The 15,559-nt window shown below is 39.9% G+C and carries 15 protein-coding genes; all 15 read left to right on the top strand.

Annotated features, from left to right (window positions below; genetic code table 11):
* The 15 genes from GQR93_RS05850 (at position 1) to holA (ending at position 15,445) form a co-directional block, all read left to right on the top strand.
* A complete protein-coding gene (locus GQR93_RS05850) occupies positions 1 to 978 on the top strand; it encodes an alpha-ketoacid dehydrogenase subunit beta (RefSeq protein WP_003555229.1) in 978 nt (325 codons plus the stop codon).
* Positions 979 to 1,008: 30 nt separating this feature from the next.
* Entirely contained in the window at positions 1,009 to 2,328 is a 1,320-nt protein-coding gene (locus GQR93_RS05855) for a 2-oxo acid dehydrogenase subunit E2 (protein WP_003555231.1), read from the top strand.
* Between the two features lie 7 nt (positions 2,329 to 2,335).
* The gene (lpdA, locus tag GQR93_RS05860; protein ID WP_003555233.1) at positions 2,336 to 3,760 is read left to right on the top strand and encodes a dihydrolipoyl dehydrogenase; all 1,425 of its coding nucleotides are present in this window, start codon (positions 2,336 to 2,338) and stop codon (positions 3,758 to 3,760) included.
* A 228-nt stretch (positions 3,761 to 3,988) separates the two neighbouring features.
* Entirely contained in the window at positions 3,989 to 4,273 is a 285-nt protein-coding gene (locus tag GQR93_RS05865; protein ID WP_003555235.1) for a UPF0223 family protein, read from the top strand.
* Between the two features lies 1 nt (position 4,274).
* Positions 4,275 to 5,054 (top strand): inositol monophosphatase family protein, encoded by a 780-nt coding sequence (locus GQR93_RS05870; RefSeq protein WP_035444949.1) that lies wholly within the window; start codon positions 4,275 to 4,277, stop codon positions 5,052 to 5,054.
* 105 nt (positions 5,055 to 5,159) lie between these two features.
* Positions 5,160 to 7,007: a translational GTPase TypA gene (gene typA, locus GQR93_RS05875; protein ID WP_003555239.1), complete on the top strand. Its 1,848-nt coding sequence runs from the start codon at positions 5,160 to 5,162 to the stop codon at positions 7,005 to 7,007.
* Positions 7,008 to 7,227: 220 nt separating this feature from the next.
* Positions 7,228 to 8,406 carry an FtsW/RodA/SpoVE family cell cycle protein gene (locus tag GQR93_RS05880; protein ID WP_003555242.1) on the top strand — a complete coding sequence of 393 codons (1,179 nt, stop codon included), beginning with the start codon at positions 7,228 to 7,230 and terminating at the stop codon, positions 8,404 to 8,406.
* Positions 8,407 to 8,427: 21 nt separating this feature from the next.
* Entirely contained in the window at positions 8,428 to 8,715 is a 288-nt protein-coding gene (locus GQR93_RS05885; protein ID WP_003555244.1) for a YlbG family protein, read from the top strand.
* 15 nt (positions 8,716 to 8,730) lie between these two features.
* The gene (gene rsmD / locus GQR93_RS05890; RefSeq protein ID WP_003555246.1) at positions 8,731 to 9,294 is read left to right on the top strand and encodes a 16S rRNA (guanine(966)-N(2))-methyltransferase RsmD; all 564 of its coding nucleotides are present in this window, start codon (positions 8,731 to 8,733) and stop codon (positions 9,292 to 9,294) included.
* Positions 9,295 to 9,296: 2 nt separating this feature from the next.
* Positions 9,297 to 9,770, top strand: coding sequence for a pantetheine-phosphate adenylyltransferase (gene coaD, locus GQR93_RS05895; RefSeq protein WP_003555248.1), 474 nt, complete (start codon positions 9,297 to 9,299; stop codon positions 9,768 to 9,770).
* Between the two features lie 18 nt (positions 9,771 to 9,788).
* Entirely contained in the window at positions 9,789 to 10,826 is a 1,038-nt protein-coding gene (locus GQR93_RS05900) for a SepM family pheromone-processing serine protease (protein ID WP_003555250.1), read from the top strand.
* A gap of 70 nt (positions 10,827 to 10,896) precedes the next feature.
* Positions 10,897 to 11,640, top strand: coding sequence for a helix-hairpin-helix domain-containing protein (locus tag GQR93_RS05905; RefSeq protein ID WP_003555252.1), 744 nt, complete (start codon positions 10,897 to 10,899; stop codon positions 11,638 to 11,640).
* Positions 11,641 to 11,688: 48 nt separating this feature from the next.
* Positions 11,689 to 12,165 (top strand): ComE operon protein 2, encoded by a 477-nt coding sequence (locus GQR93_RS05910; RefSeq protein WP_187117447.1) that lies wholly within the window; start codon positions 11,689 to 11,691, stop codon positions 12,163 to 12,165.
* A 161-nt stretch (positions 12,166 to 12,326) separates the two neighbouring features.
* On the top strand, positions 12,327 to 14,420 hold the full coding sequence (locus GQR93_RS05915) for a DNA internalization-related competence protein ComEC/Rec2 (RefSeq protein WP_311319143.1): 2,094 nt from the start codon (positions 12,327 to 12,329) through the stop codon (positions 14,418 to 14,420).
* Positions 14,417 to 15,445, top strand: a complete 1,029-nt coding sequence (gene holA / locus GQR93_RS05920) for a DNA polymerase III subunit delta (protein ID WP_003555258.1) — start codon at positions 14,417 to 14,419, stop codon at positions 15,443 to 15,445. Before GQR93_RS05915 ends, holA begins: the two co-directional genes overlap by 4 nt.
* The last annotated feature ends 114 nt before the right edge of the window (positions 15,446 to 15,559 follow it).

Consider the following 15,559-nt stretch of genomic DNA (forward strand, 5'->3'; position numbering starts at 1 on the left):
ATGGCTAAATTAACGTATATTAAAGCAATTACCGATGGACTTGACCAAGTATTGCAAGATGATCCGAAGACATTGATTTTCGGTGAAGACGTTGGTAAAAACGGTGGTGTTTTCAGAACCACTGTCGGCCTTCAAGACAAATACGGAACTGACCGTGTCTTCGATACACCATTGGCTGAATCAGGAATTCTTGGATTGTCAATTGGACTTGCATTAACTGGTTGGCGTCCAATCCCAGAAATTCAATTCATGGGATTCACAATGGAAGCTGTTGATTCCATTGGCGGTCAAATGTCACGTAACAGGTTCCGGATGTCAGGCGATGTTTCAATGCCGATCACAATCAGAACACCATTTGGTGGTGGTACCCATACCGCTGAACTTCATGGTGACTCGCTGGAAAATCTCTTTGTTGGAATCCCGGGGTTACGGGTTGTAACACCTGCAAATCCTTATGACGCCAAGGGAATGGTTATTTCAGCTGTTGAAAATAATGATCCGGTATTGTTCATGGAAAACCTGAAACTTTATCGTTCAATGAAAGATGAAGTTCCTGACGGTCACTATACAGTTCCGCTAGACAAGGCGAAGGTTGCCCGAGAAGGATCTGACATTACAATCGTTGCTTACAGTGCCGAAGTTAATGAAGCATTGAAAGTAGCTGATAAATTAGAAAAAGAGAATATTTCAGTTGAAGTTATTGATTTACGTTCATTATCACCAATCGATACTGAAACGATCTTTAATTCAATTGATAAGACTCATAAAGTAGTTGTTGCTCAAGAAGCACAAAAGATGGCCGGTGTTGGCGCTCAAGTTGCATCAGCAATTGCCGAAGACGACATTATGTCACTTGATGCTCCTATTGGTCGGGTTTCTGCTCCTGATAGCGTATTTCCATTTGCAATGGCTGAAAATGATTGGCTTCCAAATGCAGATGACATCGAAGCAAAAGTACGCGAAATTTTAAACTACTAAAATTCTAAGTAAGAAAGGAAGTTAGATCCCATGGCTTATAAGTTTAAACTCCCTGAGCTAGGAGAAGGAATGGCCGAAGGCGAAATTGCTTCATGGCTGGTCAAACCTGGCGATAAAGTTAAAGAGGACGATCCGTTAGTAGAGATTCAAAACGATAAGTCCGTTCAAGAGTTGCCATCTCCTGTTGCCGGAACTGTTAAGAGTATCGATAAGAATGAAGGAGACACTGCAGAAGTTGGGGATGTCCTCATCACAATTGATGACGGTTCTCCCGACACGCCTGATGATGCTGCTCCTGCACCCGCAAAAGAAGAAGCTGCACCTGCACCTGAACCAGCTAAAGAAGCTGCACCAGCACCTGCCGCAGCACCTGCTGCCGCTGCTCCTGCACCGGCTGGTAATCCGACTCCTTCTGATCCAAATAAATTAGTTAAAGCAATGCCATCTGTTCGTCAATATGCACGTGACAAAGGCGTTGACATTACGGCTGTTCCAGCGACTGGTAATCACGGACAGGTCGTTAAAGCTGATATTGACAGCTTTAATCCTGCCGCAGCACCAGCAGCTCAAGCACCTGCTGCAGAAGCTGCAGCTCCAAAGGCTGCCGGTGGCCCAATCAAACCATACAAGTCTGCACAACCGGATCTTGAGACCCGTGAACCAATGTCCATGATGAGAAAGATCATTGCTAAATCAATGAGAGAATCTAAAGATATTGCACCTCACGTAACCTCATTCGATGACGTTGAGGTTAGTGCCTTGATGGCTAACCGTAAAAGATATAAGGAAATCGCCAAGGATCGCGATATTCATTTGACATTCCTGCCATATATCGTGAAAGCCTTAGTTGCTGTTATGAAACAGTATCCTGAATTTAATGCTTCAATCGACGATACGACCCAAGAGATTGTCTATAAACATTACTTTAACGTTGGAATTGCAACCAATACTGATGATGGATTGTATGTTCCAAATATTAAGAATGCAGACGCCAAAGGCATGTTCGAAATTGCTAAGGAAATTACCGAGAATACTCAAGCTGCATACGACAACAAGTTGTCTGCAGATAAGATGAGCGGCGGTTCAATTACTATTAGTAATGTCGGTTCAATTGGTGGTGGCTGGTTCACACCAGTTATCAACCAACCTGAAGTTGCAATTTTAGGTGTTGGCAAAATTGCCAAGGAACCATATGTTGATCCCGAAGACGGCGAAATCAAAGTTGGCAATATGCTGAAACTTTCATTGAGCTATGATCACAGATTGATTGATGGGGCACTTGCTCAAAATGCGTTGAACCTAATGAACAAGTTGCTTCATGATCCAGATATGCTTTTGATGGAAGGATGATCGAATAATGGCTGAAGTTGAAAAGAAAGAAACGGTTATTATCGGAGCCGGCCCTGGCGGGTATGTCGCTGCAATCCGTGCTTCCGAATTAGGGCAGAAAGTGACCCTGATTGAAAAGTCCGATACACTCGGTGGTGTTTGTTTAAACGTTGGTTGTGTACCCTCCAAAGCATTGATTCAAGCAGGTCATCGGTTCCAAGAAGCTAATGATGCCTCAACTTATGGTATTACGACACAACCCGCAACCATTGATTTTAAAAAGACTCAAGATTGGAAGCAAAAGAAGGTCGTTGATCGAATGACCAGCGGTGTTAAGATGCTTTTGAAGAAGCACAAAGTTGATGTTATTCAAGGCGAAGCAGTTCTTGATAGTGATACGCAACTTCGAGTAATGCCGGTTGGGCCACAACAATTCATGAGTGCTGATACTGGATTAACGATTCAGTTTGATAATTTAATTATCGCTAGTGGTTCTCATCCAATTGAAATTCCTGGATTTAAGTTTGATGGTCGAGTTGTTGATTCAACCGGTGGTCTCAATCTTCCAGAAATTCCTAAAGAATTTGTCGTTATTGGTGGCGGTTATGTTGGAACAGAGCTGGCAGGTGCTTATGCCAACATGGGTTCACATGTGACAATCATTGAAGGTACACCGTCGATCTTGGCTGGATTCTCAAAGGATATGGTTTCAATTGTTCAGAAATCATTGAAGAAGAAGGGCGTTGATATTATTACCAGCGCAACTGCCAAGTCTTCTTCTCAAGATGCTAACAGTGTTAGTGTCACCTACGAAGCAGACGGCAAAGAATCAACGATTAAGGCTGATTACTGCATGGTTACTGTTGGACGTAAACCAAATACGGATGATTTGGGTCTTGAATATACCAAAGTTAAACTCGATGATCGCGGTATCGTTCAAACCGATGATCAGGGCCGAACAGATTCACCACACATCTTTGCCATTGGGGACATCGCATCAGGGCCTGCACTGGCTCATAAGGCATTCTTCCAAGGTAAAGTAGCTGCGGGCGCAATCTCCGGTAAGAACACTGCCAATGATTACGTTGGCGTTCCAGGTGTCTGCTTTACGGATCCGGAAATGGCCGTTGTTGGCTTGACTCAATCTCAAGCTAAGGATAAGGACATTGATGTATCAACTGCAAAGTTCCCATTTGCCGGTAATGCACGTGCGGTTTCATTGGATGAAGCGGAAGGATTTGTTCGTTTGATCTACACAAAGGATGATAAAACCATTCTTGGTGGTGAAGTCGTTGGACCTGGCGCAAGTGACTTGATCGCTGAACTAAGTCTTGCAGTGAATGGTCGAATGAATGTTGAAGATATCGCTTTGACAATTCATCCACATCCAACATTGAGTGAGCCGATCCAAGAAGCAGCTGATGTTGCATTGGGATTCCCAACACACATCTAATTTTTACAATAAATTGGATGCTGGTATATTAAAGTAAGATGGTTAAAACGACCTATCGTATTTTGACGGTAGGCCGTTTTATTGTACTTAAAATTAAAAAGAAAAGAATATTAGACATCATTATCGGCTTTTCCATTTCACAAAGTTTTGAAATAATCTATAATTGTCATTAAAGACCGAATTCTTTAAAACCTAATTCGTAATGAAATAACGATCGGAGACGATTTTATGAACGATGACTATTCATATCCATTGATTGATGGTTTAAGCAACGATGAAGTCATTATACTCGTGACCTTTTTTCAGAAGGTCGAAGAGGCTTATGAAAAACAAAGTGGCGTTGATCGAGAGTCATTTATGAATGCTTATCAGGATTTTGTGACTGTTGTACCGTCAAAAATGGAACAAAAGCAATTAGAAAAGCAATTTCAAGAACGTTCCGGATACAATGCATATCAAGTTATTAGGCAATCTAAACAAGATGTGAAAACTTTGAAAATGAATGAGGCGTAAAATGGAAATAAATGAGCTTGAAGAAATTGATAAAACTGTTAAGGGATGGTTAAGAGAGTCCCGGGATAATGTTTTAAGAAACATCGACACCCGTTTAACAGTTAGTACCAAAACAAGTCGTCGTGACTTGGTAACGAATATCGATAAACAAAATGAAAAGTTTATTGTTTCCAAAATTCGTGAATTCGAACCACATGCAAGAATTCTTGGTGAGGAGGGGTTCGGAGATAAGGTAGATTCGACAAAAGGTCGTGTTTGGATTGTTGATCCTATTGATGGCACTATGAACTTTGTGAAGCAGAGGAATCATTTTGCAATTATGATCGCTTTATATAATGACGGGATTGGTGAACTGGGGTATATTTTAGATGTGATTGGTAACCGACTGTTATCTGGTGGGCCAAAAATCGGCGTGTTTGATAATGGACAACCCCTCACGCCGGTTGCCGACACAGCTCTTAAGGACGGCTTGATTGGCTTGAGTGGACCAATGGTATTAAATAATGAATTTAATATGGTAGATATTGCTGAAAAATCCCTTGGAATGCGCATCTATGGTAGTGCCGGAATCGATATTATTTCCGTCCTGCGCGGTGAGTTGGTGGGTTACATTTCATACTTGAAGCCTTGGGATTTTGGTGCCGGCAAAATTCTTTGCGAATCGGCCGGATTAAAGATGACAACTATTGACGGGAAGCAATTAGGTATGTTATCATCAACAGCGGTATTATTAGCAACGCGAAACGCACATCGAGACGTTCTTACTATCGTCGGTAAGTAATTAGTCATACTGTGACATGACAGTGGTCACAGTTTTTTTATGCGAATATATTATAACTGGATGTGCAACATTCGAGACTGATTTAAATGAAGGGAAGCAAATAATTTGGATACAAAACTTAAGACACGGGATGACATTCGAAATATCGCAATCATTGCTCACGTTGACCACGGTAAGACAACTTTAGTTAACGAAATGTTGAAGCAATCCGATACTTTGGCTGCACATACTCAAATCGAAGATCGGGCACTTGATTCAAACGCAATTGAAAGAGAACGTGGTATCACCATTCTTTCAAAGAACACGGCTGTTAAATATGGGGATAAGCAGATTAATATTCTGGATACCCCGGGACATGCCGATTTTGGTGGTGAAGTTGAACGTATTATGCGAATGGTTGACGGTGTTTTACTTGTCGTCGATGCATTTGAAGGTACAATGCCACAAACTCGTTTTGTTTTAAAAAAGGCTTTGGAACAGCATTTAACGCCTATCGTAGTCATTAATAAAGTTGACCGTGAAGGCGCACGTCCAGAAGAAGTTGTTGATGAGGTACTTGATTTATTTATCGAATTGGGTGCTGATGAGGAACAACTTGACTTCCCAGTCATTTATGTATCAGCTATGAACGGAACTTCCAGTTATGATTCTGATATTTCGACACAAGAGCATACTATGAAGCCCGTTTTTGACACAATCATTAACCGAATTCCAGCACCAATTGATAATTCGGATGAACCACTTCAATTCCAAGTGGCTTTGCTTGATTATAATGATTTCGTTGGCCGAATCGGGATTGGCCGAATCTTCCGTGGAAAGATCAAGGTCGGTGATAACGTTACCGTTATGAAACTTGATGGTTCAAAGAAAAACTTCCGAGTAACTAAGTTGATGGGCTTTATTGGCCTCAAAAAGGTTGATATTAACGAAGCAAAAGCCGGAGATTTAATTGCTGTTTCTGGAATGGAAGAAATTAACGTTGGTGAGACGGTTGTTTCACCAAGTACACCGGAAGCTTTACCAATTCTTCGAATCGATGCACCAACTCTTCAAATGACGTTTGGAACAAACACATCACCATTCTCAGGTCAAGATGGCAAGTTTGTAACGGCACGTCAATTGGGTGATCGTCTAAAACGTGAACTCCACACTGATGTTTCGTTGCGGGTTGAAGATACTGACCAACCTGGATCATGGGTTGTTTCAGGTCGTGGTGAGTTGCATTTGTCAATTTTGATTGAAACACTTCGTCGTGAAGGTTATGAACTGCAAGCTTCTCGTCCAGAAGTAATTTATCGAGAAATTGATGGACAGATGAGTGAACCTTTTGAATCTGTTCAGATCGATACACCAGATGAATATACAGGTTCAATTATTGATACACTTTCTCAACGTAAGGCTGAAATGCAGAATATGGAAACAACCGATAATGGTCAAACCCGTTTGACATTCTTGGCACCGTCACGTGGTTTGATTGGTTATTCAACTGAATTTCTGTCATTAACCCGTGGTTATGGTATTATGAACCATACTTTTGAAAAGTACCTCCCTGTTATTAAGGGATGGAACCCTGGTCGTAAGAAGGGAACTTTGGTTTCAATGAATTCTGGCAAGGCAACGACTTATGCCATGATGGGTATTGAAAGCCGTGGCGAACTGTTAATCGATCCAGGTACAGAAGTGTATGAAGGAATGATTGTTGGCCAAAATAATCGTGAAAATGATATTACGGTTAACATTACAAAGGGAAAGAACTTAACTAACGTTCGTGCCGCTGGTTCAGATGATATGGCCCGTATTAAGACACCAACTCATCTAACACTTGAAGAATCACTTGAATTCTTAAACGAAGATGAATTGTGTGAAGTCACACCGAACTTTATTCGTCTTCGTAAGAAGATTCTTAACACCAACACGCGTGAAAAAGAAGCTAAGAGAAGAAAACATTCATAAAATGACGATAGTCGTTTATTTATGAATTTAAAATAATAGTTTAAAAGGGTTGCGTTGAAAGTCATTTTGAGCGCAGCCCTTTTTGTAATGTCGGAAGGTATTTGTTCTTTGTTTAAAATCTACTTATATCTTTAAGAAGACCACAGTTACCAGATTCTAATATGCTATAATTAAACCCAATGTTTGATGATATATTTTAAGGAAAAGTGGAGTGGACTTAATGGCTAAGGTTCGTTTGAGACATCTGGATTTGTTTATATTTTTGCCATACATCATCCTTTGTGTTTTGGGGATTATCATGGTGTATTCTGCCAGTGCAAATATTGGCATTCAAAATGGTGGCAGTCCAAAAAGCTATTTGATTAAACAGATTATTTTTGTTGTTATTAGTCTGGTCTTGGTTTTTGGAACAACGGCTTTTAATTTAAAAAAAATTCGTAATAAAAAGTTTTTACGTTGGCTGGGTTATTGCTTTATTCTGGTCTTAATCGGGTTATTGGCAGTTGGTCAAACCGTCAATGGTGCTGCTGGCTGGATTCATATCGGGGGAATCAATATTCAGCCTGCGGAGTTCGCCAAGTTTTACTTGATTATTTTAGTAGCAGATGCTGTTGATCGAGATGAAAATGAGTTAACAATTTCGACTTCTCATTGGTGGCAGGCTTTAAGACACCCATTATTAATTGTAGCAGTTATGTTAATACTTATTTTTTTCCAGCCTGATGTTGGTGGGGCAGCAATCAATTTTGCAATTGTATTTATCATGTTGATTGCAAGCGGCTTTTCATGGAAACGAGGTGTGACTTATCTTGTAGGGTTTGGAATTGCCGCCTATGCGTTTATGATGGTCGTGCTAGTTCCTTTATCAGAGAGTGGCAAAATCCAAAGCTACCAGTTGAGTCGAATTACTGCATTTGTGAATCCTTTTAAGCACGCAACCGGCGTTGGTCAACAACTTGTCAATTCGTTTTATGCGATTAGCAACGGTGGTTTGTTTGGCTCCGGATTGGGAAACAGTATTCAAAAAACCGGATATTTGCCGGAACCCAATACAGATTTTATTATGGCAATTTTGACTGAAGAGCTTGGCGCGTTGGCGACTGTTGCTGTAATGGCTATTCTAGCATTGATTATTTTTAGGACGGTCCTGATTGGTATCCGCTGCAATAGCACCTATCAGAGTCTAATTTGCTATGGTGTGGCAGCATATTTAACCGTTCAAGCATTGTTCAATATGGGTGGTGTGGTTGGTTTGCTTCCAATTACAGGTGTAACTTTTCCATTTATTAGTTATGGTGGTTCAAGTATGATGACTTTATCACTGTGTATTGGGATCGTTTTGAATATTAGTGGTCGACAGAGACTAGAACGAAGTGATTATCAAGCAGCAACTAATTAATAGTATAAAGGAGATGTTGATTTGCCATTTGAAATTCAACCAACGATTGGCCTGATCATTTATCTGCATTCGTTGAAGTATGTCCGCAATTTACGAAACTACGGTCGGCTTTACTACGTTTCAAAGCGAATGAGGTATGCGATCATTTATGTTGAAATGGATGATAAAGAGGAAACAATTGCCAAACTTAAGACGCTTAACTATGTGAAACAGGTTGTACCCTCTAAGCTGAATGAACTGGTAAAAGAGGTCCAGGGTAAAGACCCAACAGCGTTAGACAAGCAATTTGATGAAGATTTTGATGATTAATGAGGAACAAAAGAAATGAGAATTGTATCAGGAAAATTTGGCGGCATTCGGCTTAATCCGGTTAAAAGCGATAAAACGCGACCGACAACCGATAAGGTGAAAGAATCGCTTTTTAATATAACGGGGCCTTACTTCGATAGTGGCTCTTTTTTGGATCTGTTTGCTGGCTCTGGAGCTGTTGGTATTGAGGCAGTTTCAAGAGGCATGGATAAAGCCGTTTTAGTTGATCGACAATTTCAAGCTATTAAAGCAATTAAAGAGAACATCAGCAAAGTCCATGCTGAAGGTCAATTTGAAGTTATTAAAGGATCCGCTGAAAAAGTAATGGTCTCACTATCAAAAAAGGGTGAGCAGTTTAATATGGTTTACTTGGACCCCCCATATAAACAGCAGAAACTGATCGAAACGTTAGTGGCACTGAGCGATTTCAATTTACTGATTAATGATGCGGTCGTGATTTGTGAAACGGATAATCACACCGAGTTACCGGATGTGTTGGATGGATTTAAAGTCATGAAACAAAAGAATTATGGTTTAACGAGTTTGAAAATATATACTTATCAAATGGAGAAAAAATAAAAATGGTAGATGCACTTTATGCAGGAAGCTTTGATCCGATTACATTTGGTCATGTTGACGTGATTCAAAGGGCTAGCAATATATTTGACAAGGTCTTTGTTGCGATCAGTATTAATACTCACAAACACGCTCTTTTTACACCAGAGGAAAGAGCCGATTTTGTGAAACAAATATTTGCTGATAATGAACGAGTCAATGTATTAGTTTCTGAAGAATTAACAGTTCATTTGGCAAAGCGTTTGGGGACTTCAGTATTAGTTCGCGGCGTTCGTGGTAGTGCCGATCTTGATTCTGAGATGTCGATTGCTGGTTTAAATAGTGGTTTGGCGCCAGATATTCAGACCGTGTTTTTGCCAACCGCCGGTCAATATCGAGACTTATCTTCCAGTATGATTAAGGAAATTGCAAAGTTTCATGGAGAGGTTTCGGCCTTTGTTCCACCAGTGGTGTCTGAGGCACTTAAAAATAAATTTTAATAGAAGAGTGAAGAAAAGATGAAGAAGAAGGGAATCAAAAAATATGTTCTGGGGGTCATTGCGACAATTATTGTATTAGCAGTGATCTTTTGGCCATTACCCAACTACATTGAAGGCCCTGGAGGTGCGTCAGATCTAAGCCAAATTGTGTCTATAAAAAATCATCCCGATAAACGGAAAGGCATGTTTATGTTAACGTCTGTCAGTATTGCCCAAGCACGGCCGCTGACTTATTTATATGCTAAAATAAGCCCTTATTACTCAGTCGAATCTGATGATAGTGTGACTGATGGTCAGAACATGAAGGAATATGATAAGGTTCAACATTTTTACATGGAAAGCTCAATTGGGGAAGCCATATATACGGCATATAAACACGCTCATCAACAAGTTAAACGGACCTACAATGGTATTTACATTCTGGACATTGAGAAAAATTCCAAATTTTATCACCAGCTTCAAGTTGGAGATATTGTGGTTAAGATTGATGGTCATCAATTTAAAAATTCAGATGGATTTGTCAACTATGTTCGTAAACAAAAGGTTGGCCAGAAATTAACAATTGAGTATCGCCGTGGACAAAAAATGCATAAAGTCACAAAACCGTTGATTAAAATCGCCAATCACCAGCCAGGGATCGGTATCACACTTACCGATGATGTAAAAGTCCATACAGGCGTTCCGATCAAAGTAGATCCGGGCCAGGTAGGGGGGCCTTCCGGCGGTTTAATGTTTTCACTTCAAATATATAGTCAATTAACCAATCAAGATTTACGGCACGGAAAAAAAGTTGCCGGAACGGGGACGATTGATTCATACGGCAATGTTGGTGAAATTGGTGGCATTGATAAAAAGATTATTGCGGCAAAAAAGAATGGCGCAAAAATCTTTCTGGCACCTTATATTAAGCCAACAAAGACAATTTTAAAGTATGAACCTGGGCACCAAACCAACTATCAACTTGCAAAACAAACAGCGCAAAAATATGCACCTAAAATGAAAGTGATTCCAGTCAAAACTTTTGATCAAGCTGTTTCAGCATTACAAAAACAATAGATATATTTTTTAAGGATTAGAAGACGGCTAATCCTTTTTTTCGTATCTAATCAATGAAGGGAGGAACAGTATGAATAGGATTCGCGAGTTTATTGATGAGTATCTTTATCAAGTATTAATCAGTGCAGCCGTCATCATTATTATTTTGGTGGTGATTGTGTTTTCTTTAGTTTTGGGGCACTCTTCAAAGCCACAGGTGCAAGGGATGGTTTCAACAACAAGCGTCAATGAGGCTTCAACAACTTCCCAATCGAAAGGCAGTGATCCCATAGATACAGCTAGTAGCGTCCCGCAGAGCAGTAGTCAACAGCTTTACGTTGATGTTAAAGGGGCAGTGAAAAATCCTGGCGTTTATCAAGTTGGTGCAAATATGCGGGTAGTTGATGCAATTGATTTAGCTGGGGGATTTAACAGGTCGGCTGATAAGAAGCAGGTTAATTTAGCACAAAAATTAACCGACCAACAAATCGTCTATATTCCGATCAAAGGAGAAATTAAAGGAAATCGGTCGCTGGGGGCAACACCAAGTCAGTCACCGTCAGCAGAGACGTCATCCACAAATCCCCAAACAGCGGCGACTTCAAATGCTGAAAGTTCAAGCGGTTCTTCCACTGAAGGAACAGAAAAAATCAATCTAAATACTGCGGACAAGTCAAAACTTCAGGAACTAAACGGAATTGGCGATAAAAAAGCAGATCAGATTATTGCTTATCGGCAAGCGCACGGTCAGTTTAAAAGTATTGAGGAACTAAAGGATGTTCCCGGTTTTGGTGACAAAACGTTCGATAATTTAAAATCTACAATTTGTGTGTAGATCAAATCATCAAATTGAGATATGATTTATTTCATGGAAGGTGAAAAAATGGATAATCGAATTAAATGGGATCAATATTTTATGATGCAGGCGGTCTTGCTTGCGTCCAGAAGTACGTGTGAGCGCCTTTCTGTCGGTGCAGTTATTGTTCGTGACAAGCGTATTATTGCGGGGGGCTATAATGGCTCTGTTGCTGGGGATGATCACTGTATAGATGTCGGGTGTTACTTGGTAGACGGTCACTGTGTTCGAACAATTCATGCGGAAATGAATGCAATTTTACAATGTGCAAAGTTTGGGGAGTCAACGGATAATGCTGAAATCTACGTCACTGATTTTCCTTGCCTACAATGCACTAAAATGTTGTTGCAGGCCGGTATCAAGCGGATTAATTATTTACGTAATTATCATAATGACGAGTACGCACAAAAGTTGATTAGATTAAAGAACGTTGAATTAAATAAAATTAAACTCACTCATTCCGACATGGACAGAGTTCCATTCAATTCCTATTTATCTGACTAATTATTGGAAACTGGCTTATTTTTCCTGCTGCTGCGATGCTTTTTCTGAGTATTTTATTATTTGGAAATCCACTAATCGGCAGCTTTCTTTTGTCATTATTAATGATTCGTTTATGCCTGCTTAAAAGTGTCAAATATACGACATTGACGGTGGCTCTAAGCGTGGTATTTTTATTCTGGGTTGGGTTGACAACTAGCCATGAAATAGCGATAACGGATAAAAATGTTCAAGAGACAATTAAAGTTTACCCGGATATGATAAACGTTGACGGTGATCGTTTTAGGACAGTTGCTAAGTCGCCGACAATAGCACGAAAGGTTATTTATTATGCCCGTTTTGAGTCTTTGAGCCAAAAGCGGGCTATCATAAATTCGTCCAAACCATTACTTCTTTCGATTAAGGGTGAACGACGGATGATTAGCCCGGCGACCAACATGAACCAGTTTGATATGCGGGATTACTATCAACATCAAAAGATTTATGAAACGTTTTCGATTGGCACCATAACAACTATCCATCCTGTTAATAAGTTGTCTTTGATTGATATCATTCATATGGTTCGTTTTCAATTTGATCGGTACTGTGATGGGTTACCCAAAACATTGCGTATTTATTCGATGGGGTTGATCAGTGGCAATCGGGAAAATGATTTTTTTACTGAGATGACTGGTGCCCAACAATTAGGGCTACTTCATATATTCAGTATTTCGGGTATGCATGTCTACTATTTTTTGACCATTCTTGATCAGGTTTTAACCCTATTGGGTATAGGCGACCGATTTAAGGCAATTGTTAAACTATGCTGTCTTGGCGGCTATTTTATTTTTTCGGGTGGGTCACCAGGCTTATTAAGGGCAGTGGTTATGGCTGGAATTGTGATAGTTAGCCAGTTACTTGGCTTTAAAATGTCTCAGTTATCAGCACTTAGTTTAACGTTAATAGTGAATCTTTTCCTGTTGCCCGAAGCAATGTTTATGATGAGCGTTCAGCTTAGTTATGGATTAGCATTTGGATTGATTGCTTCTAGCAAAATGACGTATTTGAGACAAACGGTTTTGTTGAATTTACTGTCACTGCCAATCCTGTTATTTCATTTATATGAATGGCATGTTCTTAGTTTGGCTGTTAACTTGATGGTTTTACCACTGTTTGGAAGAACAATTTTTCCACTAGTCATTTTTGGCCTTCTTTTCGGTCTGGTCAGCAGTAAATTGGCCATACCTGTGGAATGGGTATTGATGGCCTTTAATCGTTCATTAAATATGGTTGGTCGATTACCCGGGATGATTGTGTTTGGTAAACCACAGCTAGTTGTTGTGCTATTGATGTTGGGTCTAACATTGATTGTTATGATACATTCGAAAAAAAGGGTTAGGGGATATAAGGTCATTTTAGCTGGCCTTTATTTGGTGACGTTTATTTGGATTCATTTTCCCATTCACGGAGAAGTGTCAATGTTTGATGTCGGACAGGGAGATAGTTTTCTTATTAGGACGCCCTTTAATCAATCAGTAACGATCATTGATACTGGCGGAAAAGTGACTTTTAACCAGCAACAGTGGCGACGGGTAACGGAGAATTACCAGGCAAATCGTATCTCTATCAATTATTTAAAAAGTATAGGCATTTCAAGAATTGATAATATTTGTATCAGCCATCAGGACGCTGATCACTGTGGCGATTTACCTGCTTTTATTAAAGAACTGAAAATCAAACGCATTATTATACCGCTCGGGATGGATCAAAACCCAGGTTTTGTGAAACGACTATCAGGCAAAGATCCTGCAACGGTTGTTATGCCGGTAAATGATGAATTTCGAGTAGGCGGCTTACCACTCATCATTTTTCATCCCTATCAACCGGGAAAGGGAGAAAATCATGACTCGGAGGTTCTTGGTGGTCGCTTTGGCGGCCTCAATTGGCTCTTTACGGGTGACTTGGACCGCCAGGGGGAAATGGATACCCTACAACGGCATCCGAGCCTTAGAACAGATGTTATTAAGGTTGGACACCATGGAAGCCGTACATCATCGGATCCGGCCTTTATTTCACAGATCCAGCCAAAAATTGCTCTAATTTCCGCGGGCCGACATAACCGTTATCACCATCCAAATGAGGAAACATTAACCACATTAAAAAGGGAGCACATCCGAGTTTTAAATACTCAGAAATCAGGTATGGTAAGATATGTATATCGAAACAATAACGGTTTCTTTGAATCGATGTTAGGACATAATGAAGGGAAAAACGAATGAATTTTTCACAACTAATGACACAGTTAAAACAACATAAGCAAGACGCTGTTTATCTGATTTTAGGTGACCAATCTTATCTTTCCGATCAGATTAAACAAGCTTTTACCTCGTTAATTCCTGATGAGCAACGAGCTATGAATATTGGCGTTTATGATATGGAAGAAACGCCAGTTTCTAGCGCTGTAGAAGATGCCATTTCAGTTCCCTTTTTTGGGGAACAACGACTGGTTATGATTAATCGCCCATACTTTTTGACAGGTTTGCGTGTTAAATCAAAAGTGGAACATCATGTGGATGATTTTCTGGAATATTTAAAGCATCCGGAAAGCTCAACGATTATGGTCATTTTTGCCCCTTATGATAAATTAGATTCACGAAAAAAAATAACAAAATCACTTAAAAAAGTTGCAACCACCGTTGAAATCGGAAAACTTAGGGAAAGCGAAATCAAATCGACGGTTAAACAAAGGATTGCGGCAGAGGGTTATACCATTGATGAAGATGCACTTGAAAGAATGATGCAGCTTACTGCCGGTCAATTAACGTCAATGATGAATGATTTGCCAAAGTTGTTTTTATATAATAAAGACGGCAAACAAATAACATTGTCATCTGTCAATGGCCTTGTGAGTCCATCAATTGAGCAAAGTGTTTTTGATTTGGTTAATAGTGTTTTAAAGAAGAATGCTAAAGAATCAATGGATATTTATCGTAATTTGGTTTTGGAAAATGAAGCACCGATTGGTATCAATGCTGTTCTCATTCAACAATTTAGATTGCTTCTACAAGTTATGATCTTACAAAAGCATGGGTATTCTCAAGGGAATTTGGCTGCTAGTTTGAAGGTTCACCCATATCGTGTCAAATTAGCTCTGCAGACAATCCGTCATTTTGATTATAAGCAATTACGCGATGCTTATTTAGGATTGGTCGAAACTGAAAGGGAGATGAAGTCTTCCAATCGCTCTCCTGAACTTTTATTTGAACTATTTCTTTTAAAATTCATGCGACCTGATGTCGCTTAGATCATCTTCGGTCTTACGGTGGGGTTGGCGCCTTGCCTTAAAAAAAGTCCGTCTGGCAACATTTCAAATGAAGTGTTGCCGGACGGACTCTTTTAATTAATAAAAAAGTTGTTA

The organism is Lentilactobacillus hilgardii, assembly GCF_009832765.1.
Lineage (GTDB): Bacteria > Bacillota > Bacilli > Lactobacillales > Lactobacillaceae > Lentilactobacillus > Lentilactobacillus hilgardii.